This is a genomic window from Paractinoplanes atraurantiacus, from assembly GCF_900215205.1.
GTDB lineage: Bacteria > Actinomycetota > Actinomycetes > Mycobacteriales > Micromonosporaceae > Actinoplanes > Actinoplanes atraurantiacus.
In genome coordinates this window covers 153,034-168,608 of record NZ_OBDY01000005.1, presented here as the reverse complement: position 1 = coordinate 168,608, position 15,575 = coordinate 153,034, and the positions used below count along the sequence as shown (strand labels likewise).

The window sequence follows — 15,575 nt, the reverse complement described above, 5'->3', positions numbered from 1 at the left end:
TCAGGCACCACCATTCGTCGCCAGCACCAGGTAGTCGACCGCGCCCGGCCGCTCGACGACTTCGGCCGGCGTCTCGATCGGGTCGTAGTACCGGATTCGGCACCGGACCCGGCGCTCACCGTCCACAGTGGCCTCGGCTGCGACCGCCAGCATCGTGGCGCTCCCGGCCGGCGCCGTCCTCGGGGTGACGTGCACGTGCAGCGACACCCGGCCGTCGGCCACCTCCTCCGGGCTGACGCCGGACGGCAGGGGCAGCAGCATGCCGTCGGTGGCCGTCCCGGACGTGACGAGCACGCTGCCGGCCGAGATCTGGCCGGAGAAGCTGCCGGCGACGGTCAGGTTGCCGTTGGCCGCCACCGTCATCAGTGGGCTGACCGTGCCGCTGCCCTGGTAGAGCCCGAAGACCAGGCTCGGCGGGTCGTCGCCGGACAGCACGAGCGCCGGCTTCCCCTCCTGGACCGTGCTCTGCGTCCGCAGCGCCAGGGTGCCCGAGCGGGCGGCGACGGTGTCGGCCCGCACACCGGCGTACCGCGGGCGAATGGTGCCCGACCTGGCGGTCACCGCGGCGAAGTGCCCGTCGGTCCAGCGGACGAAGCCCAGCAGCACCAGCCACCGGGCCGGCGGCTCGGCCGGAGCGGCGCCGACCGCGGGTGGCTGCTGCTCGGCGACCAGGCGCTCGTCGCCGAGCCGGCCGAACAGGATCTGGTAGCCCTCCTCGACCCGTGTGGAACCGGGCTGGTCGGCCGCGGTCAGGAAGACCGGGTACGGGTCGGCGGTCGGCTGGTCGGCCCCGTTGACCTCCTGGAACTCGGCCTCGGAGAGCACCACGGGCGCGGCCACGACGATCTCCCGGCCGGTGCCGTCGACGGCCAGGCCGGGTTGCACGCTGACCTCGACGAAGCGGGCGTTGCTGGCCGGGTCGGTCCGGTTCTCCGTGGTCAGGGTGAGCCCGTCGGCGATGCCCCACTCGTGCAGGTAGCGCTCGTGCCGGGCGGCGGCGCCCCGGGCGTACCCGACCGTCGCCGACAGGTCGGCGGCGGCCAGCACCTGGCCCTCGGTGAAGACGGGGCGCAGCGGGCCGGTCACGACGACTCACCCGGCTCGGTCTTGCGGGCCCGGCTGGACCGGCGTGCGGGCGCCGGCTTCTCCAACTCCGACAGCCGCTCGCCGAGACGATCAGGGAGTTCCTCCCGTACGTGCGAGACCTGTTCCCGCGCGGTGTCGAGCTGCGCCCGGAGGGCCTGCATCGCCTTGGTCAGCTCGCTGACCTGCGCCCGCAGCGCGCCCACCTCGTGCATGCTGTCGGTGACCTCGCTCGGCACGACGTACGTCTGCTCGTGCAGCGGCTTCGGGACGGTCTCGCCCGGCGCCGGCGTCAGCAGCAGGTTCCACATCTCCCAGAGCGGGCCGGTGCGCGGCCATTCGGCCAGGAGTCCGGCCACGTACGCCGCCGGCACGGGGCCGGTCTCCGGCACATCCGGCTTGTGCGGCAAGGGCACCGGCCGGCAGCAGATCTGCTGGGCGAGGTGCCGCAGCGGGGCAAGCTTGGAGAGCCATTCCCCGTACGCCGAACCGCCCGGCAGTACCTGCTCCCGGGTGGCCGAGCACACGCGTACGACGTCGCAGCCGTCCATCTCCAGATGCGCCAGCAGGACGTCGGTGTCGGTGCAGTCGGTGCCGGGCGGGTTCAGCGTCGCGCAGGCGGCGTCGGTGACGAACCGGCGCACGGCCGTCGTGAGCTCGGCCGCCGCCGACGAGATCCGGTCGAGGTCGGCGATCGACAGCCGCTGCGCGGGATCAGGCTCGGGCATGGGCAGCGGTTGCGGGATGTCCACCCGCCGGACGTCGCCGCGCAGCGTGCAGTCGGCGACGCCGGGCCCCCGGTCGAGGCGGCCCAGCAGCCACTCCCGGATCAGCGCGAGGTCGTTGCGGAACTCGGCCTGCAGCACGTTGCTGATCGGTGTGCCCTGGGCCAGCAGGCGCACCTCGAGCGGCGCGCCGGCGTCGGGGGTGACCACGCGGGCCCGGGTCTCGGCGACCACGGCGACGCCGATCGAGCGGTGCGCCTCGTCCGGCCACACCTGGGCCGGATCGGTCTCGGCCAGCCGGTCGCAGGCCGAGCCGAGCACCTGACGGGCCTGGCCGACGTCGCCGAGGTTGTGCTCCCGGCCGATCTGCGCCTGCCCGGTCTTGTCGTGGGTGTCGTAGCGGGCGATCGCGCTCGCCAGCGCCCGCACGTGCTCGGTCATCTGCCGGGCCAGCGGCGGGGACGGTACGCCCTCGCTGTTGTCGCGCAGCCAGGCCAGGCTCTCGGTGTAGCGGCCGGCGTCGGACGCGTCGAACCGGATCGGCCGGGCCGAGGCGGCCGAGGCGAGCAGCATCGGGTCCAGGTGGAGGCCGAGCCGCTCGGAGCGGGTCAGGACCGGATCGAACCGGCCGAGCGGGCCGATGCTCTCCAGCAGCCGCGTGCCGGGGTTGTACCGGTGGTCGTCGGCCGTGTCACAGGTGACGACGAACCGGAAGCTCTCCTCGACGCGGGAGGGTACGCCACCCGGCGCCGGGCAGGGCTCCTCGGTGGCGAACGGCGTGACCGGGTCGGCCGGGTTCTCCTCGTACCGCACGTACAGGGAGAAGTGCCGTTGACCGTCGTCGCACGGATCGCCGCACTCCACGCCGAGAGAGGAGACCCGGAGCTCCCGGACGAGGGCGGCCACGTCGACCCGTTCGGTGCACGACACCACGATGTCGTTGCCGCGGCAGTCCAGCGCGTGGCCGGGCCGCACGGCGACCGTTCCGCCGCCGCACGGGTCGCAGGTCACGGTGAGCCCGCAGACCACACCGGGGCCGGAGAACGAGCGGTTGTGCAGCCGGTTCTTCCCGGTGACATAGTCGACCAGCAGGGACAGGTCGTCCTCGGTGAGCAGCTGGCCCGCGAAGAATCTGGGCCGGGCGAACGTGGCCGGTGTGGCGGGCCCCCCGCCGCACCCACACCCGCAGCCCGGCTTCGTCATGGTCGTCGTCATCGATCGTCCTCCGCGATGAAGAACCAGCTCTCGAAGACGCCCGCCCCGCCGCCGGTGCCCGACGTCCACGGGCCGATGCCGGAGGGCGGAAGGACGCAGCCGGCGGCGGGCGTCTCCGTGCCGGTCGCTTCCGTCTCGGTTGCTTCCGTCTCGGTCGTCTCGTACGGGTCCGGCCAGTCGTCGGCGTCGCGCCCTCGGCGCAGGAACGGCACCTTGCCGCCGACGTGAGTGCCGTCGACCGGGCGGCAGCAGCGGTCGAGCAGGAACGGCGTGCGGACCGTGATCCGCAGCAGGTCGCCGCCCTGCAACGTCTCCCCGGTCTTCTGCCGGATCCGGAACTGCCGGGTGAACTCGCCGCCGGCCGGCTCCTTCAACTCCATGCCCATGAACCAGGTGCCGGCGTTGCGGCCGGCGCCGCCCTCGATCACCTGGACGTCGACCACGCCCGGATCGAGGCTGTCCACCCGGATGTCGCCGGAGAAGCGCACGACCAGGCCGCCGGACTCGTGGCGGGTGCCGAGCAGCCGCTTGGCCTCGTCGACGGTGTACGTGTGGCCGTGTATCCAGTTGACGCCGGTGATCGTGGTGGTCTCGTGCAGGCTGAACGGGCGGCGGACCTCCATGTGGATCTGGCCGTCGTGGACCGGGTGGTTCCAGTCCACGTCGTCGATCCGGGCCAGCCACAGCACCTTGTGCTCGCAGGGCGAGCAGCAGGTCTCGCAGCGCTCGTCGGCGGGCGGCGTCCGGGTGGTCACCCGGACCACGTAGCTCTCCTCGATGTAGCCGTGCTCGCAGTCCGAGGTGTCGGCACAGCTGGAGTTGAAGACGGTCCGGGTCGGCTCCACCGGCCGCTCGGCGTACTCGATGCCGATCCACACCGTGGTGTGGCCGCCGGTGCGCTCGTCGTCGGCGACCGCCTCGCGCAGGTCGATCTCGCAGCTGCCGTGCACGAGGAGCTCGTTGCCGTCGCAGTCCACGCCGAGCCCGGAGGTGAGATGCACCCGCGCCGAGCCGTGGGCCTCCTTGGAATCGGATGCCGGCTCCACATGAAGCCCGCACACGACTCCGTAGCCGAGCAGGCATCTCATCCGCAGCTTCAGCTTCTCGCGGTGGTACTCCTGCTCGCGCTGGAAGTCCCGGGCGGTGAGCATCTGGCCGTGGAAGTAGCGCAACCGGCGGAAGGGCTGCGTCGAAACTTCGGTCATTTTCCTTCCTGTCCTTTCAAGACACCTGCGTGTGGATTCCGACCGCGGAGACCTCGCCGATCCGCAGACCGTGGCGTGCTCCCCGTGGGCCGGGACGAAGGACTCCGTCGTGATTGAGGCGAAGCGGGTGGGCGCCGCCGAGCACGGGTGGCGGCAAGGGGACGAAGGCGGTGTCGACGCCGACCGTGGACCGGCTGCCGACCACGAATCCGGTCTCGCCGAGGCGGACCGATCCGCGCGTGTGCGCGGGCGCCTGCTGGTCGACCAGCCGCCGTACGGCGCCGAGCTCGGCCGTGCCGTTCGGCAGCAGCACGCGGAACCGGTGGGCGTGCTCGGTGAGGGGATCGGTCTCCGGGTCGCCGAACGATCGCAGCGGCGCCGCACCCAGCGCCGACCCGTCGAGCCGGAACCGGGACGAGGACCGGCTGAAAAGCCGGACCGCGCCGAGGCCGCGAGCGCCCGCGCCGACCTGGGCCCAGTGACGGTCGTCGGCCAGCTCGTCGATCACCGGGGTGACCCCGAAGACGAGCCGGATCGCCTCGGCCAAGGCCCACGGCGTGCCGCGGCGGCGGTAGAGCTCCGGCGCGGCGGCGATCAGGGCCCGCCTCAGGTCCGAGTCCCAGCCGGCCTCGAACGACAGGCCCAGCAGCCCGGCGAGCCAGGGCAGCGCCTGATCAGGAACCCCGGCCGGGTCGAGCAGGGCGGTGTACCGCTCGATGACCCGGTCGATCTCGCCGAGGCTCGCGTCGAACAGCGACAGGAAACGCTCGGTGAAGTCGTCCGCGGCCGGGTCCTGCCGGAAGGCCGCGGGCAGCAGGTCAGCGCTGGTCGCGCGGGGGAAGTCGAGGCGGATCCGGTGCAGTACCGGGGTGGCCGACGTGTCGCCGGACAGCCGCACCCGCACGGTGAGGTACCGCCCGGGCGGCTGGTCGACGAGGAAATCGGTGACGCCCGGCGGGGCGGTCTGCCAGTCGGTGTCGGCGAACCGGCCGTCCTCGGAGACCACTATCGACACCGACACGGCCGTGTCCGCCGGCAGTGTCACGTCGATCCGGACGCGATGCCAGCGGCAGCGGGAGATGCCGGAGTCGATGAGCGTGGTGGTGAACGTGCCCTCGGCGGCGTAGCGGCCGGTGGCCGGCGGTGGCTCCGGCCGTGGCTCGCCGGCCCAGGTCCAGCAGGTGGTCATGTCGCCGTCGGGGCCCGGCTCGAGCAGGCAGAAACCGGTGTCGTCGGCGCTGACGAGTGAGCTCGGCGGCAGCGCGGCGGCCAGCTCGGCCAGGTCGGCCGGCCGGAAACGGCGGCGGCCGCGGTAGATCCGGCACCGGCCCTGGTCCTCGGTGAGCAGCCAGATCAGAGCGCCGGGGCCCGTGCGTATGCCGATGATGGTGCCCTCGACGCCGGGCGAGATGGTCTCTTGAAGGCACCCGTCCGGGCCGTACCGCCGCAGTACGTCTCCGTCAGCCACGAGCACCTGGTCGTCGGCCGCGAGTGCGATGGCGACGCCCGGATCCGGGATCACCGCGATCAGCCGGTCGCCCTCGTTGCGCCAGACCAGGACCCGGCCGGAGTCAGCTACGGCGAGGCGGTGACCGCGCGCGGCTACCGCGGCCGGCGCCCGCAGCACTCGCGGGTCGCAGTGCTCCGGCCACACGGGCTGCCAGCCGCCGGCGCTCGCGTCACGAGGCAAAGGCCGGCCGCCGCTGCTCGTGTCGCGGCGCAGTAGGCGGTCGCCGGAGATGAGGTACCACGCGCAGGGCCGGCAGCCGGGGGCCAGGCGCGGGTCGGGGAACCACGGCAGCAGCTCGGCCCGGGTCGGCCCGTCCGGTGTGGTGCCGGTGTGGGCGAGCCGGACGCCCGCCGCGCCGGTGAAGCCGACCAGATCGGCCACCACGTCCTCGTCCCAGCCGACCAGGTCGTCGAGCAGGCGGAACGTCGGCACGGTGGTCACGCACGTCATGGCCGGGCTCCTTCCCCGGCCGGGATCAGCAGCGGGCGTTCCGGCCAGACCAGGTCGTCGCGCGGGATCGCGTGGTCGGTGCAGGCCGGCAGCCGGCGCCCGTCGACGGTCAGCGACAGGCCGGACACCGCGCGGACCCCGTCGACCGACAGGAGCCGGCGGACCAGCGGGGCGTGCCGCACCGCGCCGCCGAACGGCCAGCCGGCGCCGTTCTCGCCGCCCACGATCGGGTCCAGATAGGTGGTGACCGCGTCCGCGGCCCGGGCGAGCACCCCGGCCCGGTCCTGGCCCGGGTCGAGGGTGAGCCGGGCCTCCACCGCTATCCGCTGGAACCGGACCGGGCCGGTGACCACGGTGATCCCGGCCGGCGCGACCTCGCCGGTGAGGTGGTCGGCCACCGCCCGCAGGGTCTCGGAGGTGGGCACCGGCGGCTGTCCGGAGTCGTCGGCCGGTGGCACCACCAGCACTCCCACCACGCCGGGCAGGGGCCGGCCGCGCAGCTCGGGATGCAGGCCGGGAACGCCGTGGGCGCGGGCCACCGAGGCGCCCGGAGCGCGGAGCGCCAGCAGGCCGTAATCGGCCGGCGCCACCGCCCGGCCCCGCGAGCGCAGCTCGGCCACGCCCCGGCGCATCACGTCGCCGTCGGGTTCGGCGTCCGAGCCGCCGGTCGCCGGGAAGGGGTTGCTGACGCCGGTGACCGACGGCAGCGCGGTCACCACGGTCGTGATCGCGCCGGCCGGCACGGCGCCGGCGGTCCCGCCACCGACCCGGTACCGCTCGGCCCGCACGGTGCGGAAGCCCGGCGGCACGGCCACGCCGTTGACGCCGTCGCCGAACGTCAGCACACCGGTCGCGTGGTCCACCACGAACACCCGGTCGTCCGGGCCGTACCCGGCGAGGCTCTCCACTTCCCGCCACGGCTGGTCCGAGCCGGCGGCGGTGCCGAACAGGTCGGCCGCCGGGTCGTCGACGTCGATGACGAGGCTGCCGGCGAGGATCGGCACCTGGCTGAGCCGGAACCGGCGTCCGGTCGCCGGGTCGGCCGGGTCGTGCAGGGGTTCGGGCGGTTCGTCGAGGACGGTGCGGGCCGCCGTCGCGGACACCATGTTCAGCCGCAGTCCGGACACCAGCGGCGGCGCCGTGGCGAAGGTGCCCTGCACGACCAGCACCCGCAGCCAGCGCAGCGGCGGCCCGGACCGGGCGGCCGGCGCCCACGCCGGCGGCAGCCGCAGTTGCACGGTGCCGGTGCGGCGCAGCCCGCCGGTGTCGTCGCGCATCACCTCGGCCGGGACGAACCGGCCGCCGTCGAGCACGTCCCAGCGCAGCAGAGGCGCGGGCGGGAGCGGCAACGTGGTGGTGCCGCCCGAGGTGACCGGTGCCGGCGCCGGCGCGTCGATCACGAAGCCCAGGGACAGACAGGGGTACGGATTCGCGGTGCCGGCCAGGCCGAGCCACAGCGCGCTGCCCGGTTGCGGGTCGCGGCCGAAGGGCGGGAACGGGCGGCCGGGCGGGACTGTCTCCAGCGTTCCGGCCCGGGCCGTGGCGATCGTCCGCAGGGTGGCCGGTGTCGCGTACAGGTCGTGGTCGGTCTCGTAGATCACCTGGCCGTCGGGGGTGGACGCGGAGGTCTGTACGCCGGCCGCGAGGAGCACCGACGCGCCGTCGGCCCGGTTCACGGTGAACTCCAGCAGCGCGGTGGCCACGGTGGCCGGCCGCCGCCGCACACCCGCGGTGCTCAGGTGCTCGGCCAGGATCTTCTCCGGCAGCCGGTTGACCCGGGCGAGCACCGGCTCGGTCTGCGTGCCGAACAGGCGGACGAGCGCCACGCCGGCGTCCTGGCGGTCCGGATCGGTCCAGTCCGGGGTGTATCCGGGTACGCGATCGCGGACGGCGGCGCGGACCGCCTCCTGGGTCGCGTCGACCAGTTCGGGCTGCTCCCCGGTCGGCCCGGGGCCCGGAACCATCCGCCCCCGCTCGGGGGAGCCGGGCGCCCACCACACATCGCCGATGCGCTCGCTCATGTCAGTCCCTCTCCCGGTTCGGCCGCGGGCACGACGCGGATCCGGACCTCCCGCAGCGTGGGGAGGTCGCCGGCCTTCAGCGCCACGTCCCGGCAGGTCTCGGCCGGTTCGGCGCCGTCGAGGCCGATGGCGACGGCCGCGACGTCGGCCAGGTCGCCGAGCGCCTGCTGCACGGCCTGCAGCAGGGCGGAGGGGCGCAGCGCCTCGCCGAACGGCCATCCGGTCCCGTCGTCCCCGCCGGCCAGCGGGTCCAGATAGCGGTGCAGGGCCGCGCCGGCCAGGGCCGACACGCGGGCGCGGTCGGCCGGCCGCCCGGACACGTCGACCCGCAGCTTGACGGCCCGGTACGACGGGGCCTGGACGAACACCTCGGCCGTCAGCAGCCGCGCTACTTCGAGCCGGGCGGCGACCGCGCACAGCATTCCCGGGTCCGGTTGGGGCGCCGCGCCGAGGTCCGGGGGCACCGACGGAACGATGTGGACGGTGACGGCGCCGGGAACCGGTGTGCAGGGGAAGCCCGGGTGCTCGCCCACCGACGCGTAGGCCCGGCCGACGTCCACGCCCGGGGTGGTCGTGGCCAGGGTGACGTAGTCCTCGGCGGTGACCGCACGGGTCACCTCGCCGAGCGCTCCGGCCGCGCGTTCCCGCGCCTGAGCGACCGTCTCCGGGTCGGTCCCGCCCCGCGCCTCGACCAGATTCGCGCCCGTCAAAGCGCCTTCCTGCGGAAGTACCGGGCGCCAGTTGTCCGTCCGGCCGCCGTTGCCGTCCCGGCCGCCGCCGATCGTGTAGGACACCTCGACGTCGTCGGCCGGGCGCGGGACGCGGCCGGTGAGCCCGTCGCCGAACACCAGCGCCCCGTCCGCCCGGTCCAGCCGGAAGATCCGGTCGCGGGAGGCGCCGAAGGCGAAGTCGTTCACCGGCCGCCAGTCCTCGCCGGCGAGTGACAGCTTCGCGTCGAGCAGCCGGCCGGCCGCATCCGGCAGCACGAGCCGCTGGCCCGGCAGCCGGAGCCACTGCGCGATCTGCCCGGCCAGCTCGGTGCCGTCCGCCGCCCGCCGCTCCCGGTGGTGAGCGGTGGACACGTTGACCGCGATCCGGCGCAGCCGTGGCGGTGCCGCGAACGTCGCGGCCCGGGTGGAGATCAGCAGCCCGCGGTCGGCCGAGGACCAGTCCGCGGGCGGCCGCAGGCGCACCACCCCGGAGCGCCGCAGCCCGCCGGTCCCGTCCTCCACCTCCTCGAACGAGCCGGATCGGTCTTCCTCCGGCCGGAACCAGGACCAGGTCAGCTCGGCGGGCGGATCGACGCCGTCCACGGCGTCCGGCGACCACGACGGGGGCACCGCGGAGTCGAGCTCGACGAGCAGCGAGAGCCATCCCGGCGCCGCGAGGCTCCCGGCCAGCGGCAGCGTGAACCGGGCCGAGGCGGGACGTCCGTCGCTGCCCAGCACCGGCGCGCCCCGCAGGTCGGCGGCCTCGCCGTCCAGGGGGAACACCGCCACGTCGGAGTCGAGGCTGAACCGGATCGTGGCCGTCGGGTCGCGCGACAGCACGGTTCCGGCCGGTATCACCGGAACCGGCGTGCCCGGCCAGTCGGCGGTCAGCGCCAGCACGGTCGAGGCAGCCCGGGCCGGCCGCGGCGGGTCGAGCCCCAGCAGCCGCAGGATCGCCACGATCAGCTCGTCCGGCGCCTGGTCCAGCCAGTACAGCCGCTGCTCGAGCAGGTAGGCGAACAGTTCGAGCAGCGTGACGCCCGGGTCGACCGGTGCGTGCAGCGTCCACCGGCCGTCCGACTCGGCCGGGATGCGGCGGCGGATGGCCGTCATCATGTCGGCCCAGGTGAGGTCGTCCAGCTTCGGCGCGGGCAGGGTCATGGCGTGCTCCCGCTCAGGCCGAGGTAGAAGGGGAACACCAGGTTGGTCTTGGTGTTGGTGCGCCTGATCCGGTACGAGACCGTCACGGTCACCCGGGACTCGCCGGCCGGGTCGGCCTCGGCCCGGACGCCGTCGACCTCGACCCGCGGCTCGTACGTCCGCACCGCCTCGGCGATCGACTGCTCCAGGTCGCGCAGGTTCTGCAAGCTGCCGGGCGCGAACACCGACTCCTGGGCCCGGGTGCCGAAGTCGGGCCGCATCACGCGCTCGCCGGTCGCGGTGAGCAGCAGCGCCCGCAGGCAGTGCTCGATGCTCTGCTCACCCTCGGCGTAGCCGAGCCGGCCGGCCTCGTCGGGCAGGATCGGGAAGCGCCAGCCGGTGCCCAGGAAGTCGTCGATCATGACGTCCTCGACCTGGTGGAGAGCGCCGCCGAGCCCACCAGGGGCGGCACCGGCGTGGCCGAGGTGCCGGCCCCCGGCACCACATGGGTGTGTGCGTTGAACGCGGCGAGCAGGACGTCGCCGAACGGGACCGGGTGGCTCGCGCCGGCGCCGAGCTCGATGGCGCTCGCGTCGACGGTCACCTTGGCCGCCTTGAGCGTGATGCTGCCGTCGGCGGTGACGGTGACCGTGCCGCCGGTGGCCGCGGTGATCCGGATGGCGGTGCCCGAGTCGTCCATCTCCATCGTGTGCCCGGCCGCTGAGACGACCCGTACGGCGGCCTGATCCGTCTTGTCGTCGAAGAGGATCCGGTGACCTGTCCGCGTTCGGATGATCTTCTGGTCCTGCCCGTCGACCGGCGCCACCGGCGGCTTGTCCTTGCCGTTGTAGAGCCCGCCCAGGATGATCGGGAACCGCATGTCCCCGTGCACGAACGCGACCACCACCTCGTCGTCGATCTCCGGCACGAACAGCGAGCCGTAACCGTCGCCCGCGTAGAGCTGGCTGATCCGGCACCAGTCGGTGACCGAGCGGCCGTCCAGCCACGGGAACTTGACCTTGATGCGGCCCTCGTCGTCGCCGGTGTTCTCGACCACGAGCCCCTCGACCACGCCGTAGTAGCGGCGGTCGGTGGCCATCGCGCGCGGCATGTCCCTCACGACTCGTCGCCTCCCTGGAAGATCCGCCGTCCGGTGAAGGTGGTGAAGAAGCCGTTGCTGCCCAGCGTGTGCTCGACCCGTTTGACGTAGTAGGTGCCGGAGAACCGGCGGCCCAGCCCGAAGATCTCCAGGTTGTCGCCGGGCCGCAGCTCGGGCAGCCCGGCCACCCGGCCGGTGGCGGTGATGAACTCGTACGACCGCTCGGCCAGCAGCGCGATGGCCAGCCGCTGGGCCTCGTCGCGGCTCGTGACCGGCGCGTCGACCACCACTTCCTGCCGTCCGCCGGCCGCGGTCTCGGCCGCCTGCGGCCCGCTCTGCCCGTCGGCCGCGTTCTGCCCGGCCGGCAGGTTCTCGGCCGAGGCGGTGAACTCGATCGGCTCCTTGTTCCGCGGGTCCCAGCCGCGCACGGTGAGCTTGCTGACCTGCTTGGACACCGTCAGGGTGGGGGTGAAGTCGAGCAGGTTGGGCACCAGCCCGGCCGGGGTGTCGGTGGGCCCGGTGGTCAGACCGGGCTGATAGGCGAGGCGGAAGACCCGGATCGGCCGGCCGTCGCGGCCGTCGGTGGGTTTGACGAAGTAGAGGACCTCCTCGCCGGTCGACGGGTCGGGCAGGATGAAGCACTCGAAGTCGAGCCGCTTGGCCCGCTCCATCAGGAACTGCGCGTCGGCCTGGTTCTTCTGCACCACGCGGTCGTGGACCGGGCCCTCCTTGGTCGTCACGATCCGCAGCTTGTTGCGCTGGGCGATCCGCTCGGCGATCTCCCAGTCCCGCATGTTGAGGAAGACCTTGTCGCTTTCCGCGGTCGGCTTGCTGTCCTTGAGCCGCAGCATGCCGTCGACGCCGCTCACCGAGACGGTCGGCGAGGCGCCGTCGGGGAACTTGGGGGCCAGGGTGCTGATCGTGCCGGTGGCGACGGTCAGCAGCTGCTCGGCGTAGCCGATCCGCACGGACACCCGGGAGCCGAGGCCGAACTGCTTGGCGTCGCTGTGCTTGAACTTCAGGTGTACGTCGTCCCAGTTGTTCAGTTCGAGGTCGAAGCCGGACATCTCGTCGATGTCGCGGTGCACCTTGATGTCGAGGATGTCGTTCTTGGTGGTCGGGTCGGCCTCGAGCCCCTCGATGAACACGGCGAATTCCGGTGCGTACCGGTCCTCCTCGGCGATCACGGCAGCCTCGGCACGGTCAGGACCAGCCCGGGGCGCAGGTCGCGGGGATCGCTGATGCCGTTGGCCAGGGCCAGCTGCCGCCACACGTCGGCCCGGCGGTAGACGGCGAACGCGATGCCGGGCCAGGTGTCGCCGCGCCGCACCACGTAGCTCTTCTCGACCGTCGGCGAGGAGCGCGGGGTGTCGGCGACCTGCTGCGCGGCCGTGCGGTACTCCTTGAGCGTCAGGTCGAGCTGCGCGCGCAGCGGCACCCCGTCCTTGGTGAACAGCACGTAGTTGACGTCGAGCTTCTCGAGGACGCCGGTGAACACGGCCTCGTCCCAGACGAAGCGGACGATCGGCGGGGCGTGCTCCTTGCTGTCGGGCCGCATCAGGCCGCGTACGGCGTCCACATAGGTTGAACGAACGCTGGTCAGGGTGTCCGAGGTGTCCACGAGCGCCTGCACGGTCAACGTCTCGCTGCCGCCGCGCACGTATTGCAGGGGCGGCGCCTCCAGGCCGGGGATGGTGATCTCGGCGAAGGTGTTGCTCTTGCTGAGCTTGTAGTCGGTCGGGTTGAAGCGCAGCGGGATCCGCCGGGCCCGCTCGTCGGCGATCACCGGCCGGATGATCTCCAGCCGGGCCAGGGCGCCGTTGCTCGCGAACGACAACGGGGTGACGCTCACCAGCTGCCTCCCGCGTCCCCGAGCCGCCGGTCCTGCTCGGTCTTCTTGACCCGGGCGCACTCGGCCTCGTACAGCCGGGCCCAGGCCTGTATGTGTTTGTTGAACAGCTGCTGGAACACGCGGCCGTCGTCGCCGTCCACCTGGAACCGCACCTCGAGGTTGTGGATGATCAGGTTCTGGGGCACGTCGCCTCCTAGAGGACGTTGGTCAGGCCCTCGTGGGCGATCTCGAGGGATTCGATGGCGACCGCGTTCTGCTCGGCGTGCAGGTCGGGCCCGCTCCACTTGGCGGCGAGCCCGCCGTGGAAGGCCCACGCCATCCCCGGCTGGCCGGCCGGGTCGAGCAGGATGACCGCGCCGTCGCGGCGGGCGCCGAGCGAGTCGTTCAGCCCGGCCTGGTACCACGACCACAGCAGGCGGTCCCGCAGCATCCCGCGCTTGAGCGTGAGCCGGTTCCACGAGTGCCGCAGCGGCAGCTGGTGCACCGAGTCGTTGCGGCCGCCCTCGGCGTAGCCGACCACCTCGAGCTGCGCGCCGAGCCCGGTCACCTCCTGGAAGGCACCGGTGGCGACCAGCGGCAGCAGCAGCGCCTGCGCGGCCGGCAGATAGGCGTCACCCGGGTCGAGGGTCACGATGAACCGGTACTTCAGCAGCGGATCGGTCATGCCTCGATCACCTCGAGCCCGCGGTCCTGGCCGAGCACGAGGCGCAGCTCGATGAACTCCATGGGTACGGCCGGTGCGACCTCGATCGCGCAGACCAGCCGGCCCGGGTCCTGCTCGGGCGGGTTGTTCGTCTCGTCGCACACGATGCGGAAGGCCTGGTCGGGCCGGGCGCCGGCGAGGGCGCCGGTGCGGAACGTCTCCAGCAGCACCGAGGTGAGCGCCCGGACCAGGGTCAGCCGCAGCTCCGGCGTGTTCACGTCGAAGACCAGCGGGCTCGTGACCCGGCGGATGGCCCGGACGAGCAGGTGCAGCAGGCGCCGGTGCGCGATGAACCGGCGGTTCGGATCGGCCGCCAGGGTGCGCCCGCCCCACACCACGAGGCCACGGCCCCGCACGCACCGGACCAGGTTGACGCCGGCCTCGAAGAGCCGGACCTGTTGCGGCTCCGGATATCCGGCGTCCAGGTCGACCGCGTCCAGCAAGGTCGCGTTGGCCGGGGTGGAGGCGGCTCCGCGCTCGGCGTCGAGCCGGGCGATCAGCCCGGCGACGTGGCCCGAGGCGGGCACGGTCCGCAGCCCGGGCCCGGTCAGGGCGGGCGCGCGCAGCCGCGGGTGATAGACGGCGGCCGCCGCTTCGTCCGATCCGGCCAGCGTGCCCACCCACGCCGCGACGTCGTCCGCCGTGGACAGCACGGGCGGGACGTCGAGCAGGACGAGCCGGTCGAGCAGCGGGGCCACGGTCGCGAGCAGTTGGCGTACGGCATCGGTGTGCTCGTCGCCGGTGAGGTCGGCGCCCAGGTCCGGCAGCGCCACCAGCGCCGGCTCGGGCAGGTCGGCCTGCGCCGTCACGGCGCCGGCGTAGTCGCGCGGTCCGGGCGCGGTGTCCGATCCACCGGCGAGCGTCAGATCCCACGACATCGAGATCGGCGCGCCGGGCGGGATCGGCTCCTCCGGCTCCTCGGTCAGCGGCACGAGCCGGATCAGCCGCGACGACGCCAGCCGGGCGACCACCTCACCCGGCGCGGCGGCGAAGAACTCCGGCGGCTCGCCGGGCACCAGCACCCGCACGCTCACCGCCGGCGGCCCGGCGACGCTGCTGGCCTGATAACGCACCGCGACCCGGCCGCCGTTGGCCCAGGCGCCGGGGCTCGACGCCACCACGAGGAACCGGTCGGTCCAGGGCGCGGTCGCGGTCGCCGACACCCCGGCCACCCGGAGCACCCACGCCGTACGGCCGCCGTTCTCGAAGAAACCCCGCAGCGCGTACGGCATCGCGGCCGCGCCGTCCGGCGGCCCGAACACGGCGACGACGTCGTTCCAGCTCTCCACCCGGGCCGGCGTGGTGACCGGCCCGCGCCGGGCGCGGCCGATGAACGCGGCCACGTCGGTGCGCAGCGGCTCGGTTCCCGAGCCACTAGGCGGGAACGTCAGGGATACGCCGGGAAGGGTCATGCGTCGATCAGCAGGCTCTCGACCGCCAGCACGAGCGTCTCCATGGCGATCTCGTTCTTGGTGGCGTTGAACGACGGGCCGGTGTACTTCGTCGGCCAGGCCCGGTCGAAGTTCCAGCGCATCACCTCCTGGCGGTTCTCGTCGAGCATCACCACCGACCCGGACGTGCGGCGGACCCGGCCGTCGAGCGCCTCCTTGATCCAGTTCCAGAAGCCGACGTGCCCGGTGACACCCCGCTTGAAGGTCAGCGCGCTCGGGAACTTCTTCAGCCCGACGAGCTTGCGGACCGTGGTGTCGTCGGTGCCGTTGCGGTACTCGATGACCGGCAGCTCGATGTCGAATCCGCTGGCCTCGGTGAACGACCCGCTCACGGCGACACCGTCGTCGCTGACGTTGGTCACGATGACCATGAAGTTATATGCGGCGTACGGGTCGTCCCGCGTCACTGGT

General features: G+C 73.4%; 14 protein-coding genes. All 14 read right to left on the bottom strand.

Going from position 1 to position 15,575, the window contains the following annotated elements:
- From CRP55_RS14970 to CRP55_RS14905, 14 genes are read right to left on the bottom strand one after another with little or no spacing between them, the layout of a single operon-like run.
- Complete coding sequence (locus CRP55_RS14970; protein ID WP_097320501.1) at positions 1 to 1,086, bottom strand: hypothetical protein; 1,086 nt, start codon at positions 1,084 to 1,086, stop codon at positions 1 to 3.
- Positions 1,083 to 3,023 carry a hypothetical protein gene (locus tag CRP55_RS14965; RefSeq protein ID WP_218854459.1) on the bottom strand — a complete coding sequence of 647 codons (1,941 nt, stop codon included), beginning with the start codon at positions 3,021 to 3,023 and terminating at the stop codon, positions 1,083 to 1,085. Before CRP55_RS14965 ends, CRP55_RS14970 begins: the two co-directional genes overlap by 4 nt.
- Positions 3,020 to 4,228 carry a hypothetical protein gene (locus tag CRP55_RS14960; protein WP_097320500.1) on the bottom strand — a complete coding sequence of 403 codons (1,209 nt, stop codon included), beginning with the start codon at positions 4,226 to 4,228 and terminating at the stop codon, positions 3,020 to 3,022. The genes CRP55_RS14965 and CRP55_RS14960 overlap by 4 nt, the downstream gene beginning before the upstream one ends.
- Before the next feature lie 16 nt (positions 4,229 to 4,244).
- Positions 4,245 to 6,188: a phage tail protein gene (locus tag CRP55_RS14955; RefSeq protein ID WP_097320499.1), complete on the bottom strand. Its 1,944-nt coding sequence runs from the start codon at positions 6,186 to 6,188 to the stop codon at positions 4,245 to 4,247.
- On the bottom strand, positions 6,185 to 8,209 hold the full coding sequence (locus CRP55_RS14950) for a putative baseplate assembly protein (protein ID WP_097320498.1): 2,025 nt from the start codon (positions 8,207 to 8,209) through the stop codon (positions 6,185 to 6,187). The genes CRP55_RS14955 and CRP55_RS14950 overlap by 4 nt, the downstream gene beginning before the upstream one ends.
- Positions 8,206 to 10,080 carry a baseplate J/gp47 family protein gene (locus CRP55_RS14945; protein WP_097320497.1) on the bottom strand — a complete coding sequence of 625 codons (1,875 nt, stop codon included), beginning with the start codon at positions 10,078 to 10,080 and terminating at the stop codon, positions 8,206 to 8,208. The genes CRP55_RS14950 and CRP55_RS14945 overlap by 4 nt, the downstream gene beginning before the upstream one ends.
- Positions 10,077 to 10,481, bottom strand: coding sequence for a GPW/gp25 family protein (locus tag CRP55_RS14940; RefSeq protein ID WP_097320496.1), 405 nt, complete (start codon positions 10,479 to 10,481; stop codon positions 10,077 to 10,079). The genes CRP55_RS14945 and CRP55_RS14940 overlap by 4 nt, the downstream gene beginning before the upstream one ends.
- On the bottom strand, positions 10,478 to 11,170 hold the full coding sequence (locus CRP55_RS14935; protein ID WP_097320495.1) for a phage baseplate assembly protein V: 693 nt from the start codon (positions 11,168 to 11,170) through the stop codon (positions 10,478 to 10,480). Before CRP55_RS14935 ends, CRP55_RS14940 begins: the two co-directional genes overlap by 4 nt.
- 5 nt (positions 11,171 to 11,175) lie before the next feature.
- Positions 11,176 to 12,345, bottom strand: a complete 1,170-nt coding sequence (locus CRP55_RS14930; protein WP_097320494.1) for a phage late control D family protein — start codon at positions 12,343 to 12,345, stop codon at positions 11,176 to 11,178.
- Positions 12,342 to 13,010, bottom strand: a complete 669-nt coding sequence (locus CRP55_RS14925) for a CIS tube protein (protein WP_097320493.1) — start codon at positions 13,008 to 13,010, stop codon at positions 12,342 to 12,344. Before CRP55_RS14925 ends, CRP55_RS14930 begins: the two co-directional genes overlap by 4 nt.
- A complete protein-coding gene (locus CRP55_RS14920) occupies positions 13,007 to 13,195 on the bottom strand; it encodes a putative phage tail protein (RefSeq protein ID WP_097320492.1) in 189 nt (62 codons plus the stop codon). Before CRP55_RS14920 ends, CRP55_RS14925 begins: the two co-directional genes overlap by 4 nt.
- 8 nt (positions 13,196 to 13,203) lie before the next feature.
- On the bottom strand, positions 13,204 to 13,674 hold the full coding sequence (locus CRP55_RS14915) for a phage tail protein (RefSeq protein WP_097320491.1): 471 nt from the start codon (positions 13,672 to 13,674) through the stop codon (positions 13,204 to 13,206).
- A complete protein-coding gene (locus CRP55_RS14910) occupies positions 13,671 to 15,125 on the bottom strand; it encodes a phage tail sheath subtilisin-like domain-containing protein (protein ID WP_097320490.1) in 1,455 nt (484 codons plus the stop codon). Before CRP55_RS14910 ends, CRP55_RS14915 begins: the two co-directional genes overlap by 4 nt.
- On the bottom strand, positions 15,122 to 15,571 hold the full coding sequence (locus CRP55_RS14905) for a phage tail protein (RefSeq protein WP_218854447.1): 450 nt from the start codon (positions 15,569 to 15,571) through the stop codon (positions 15,122 to 15,124). The genes CRP55_RS14910 and CRP55_RS14905 overlap by 4 nt, the downstream gene beginning before the upstream one ends.
- Positions 15,572 to 15,575: the final 4 nt, after the last annotated feature.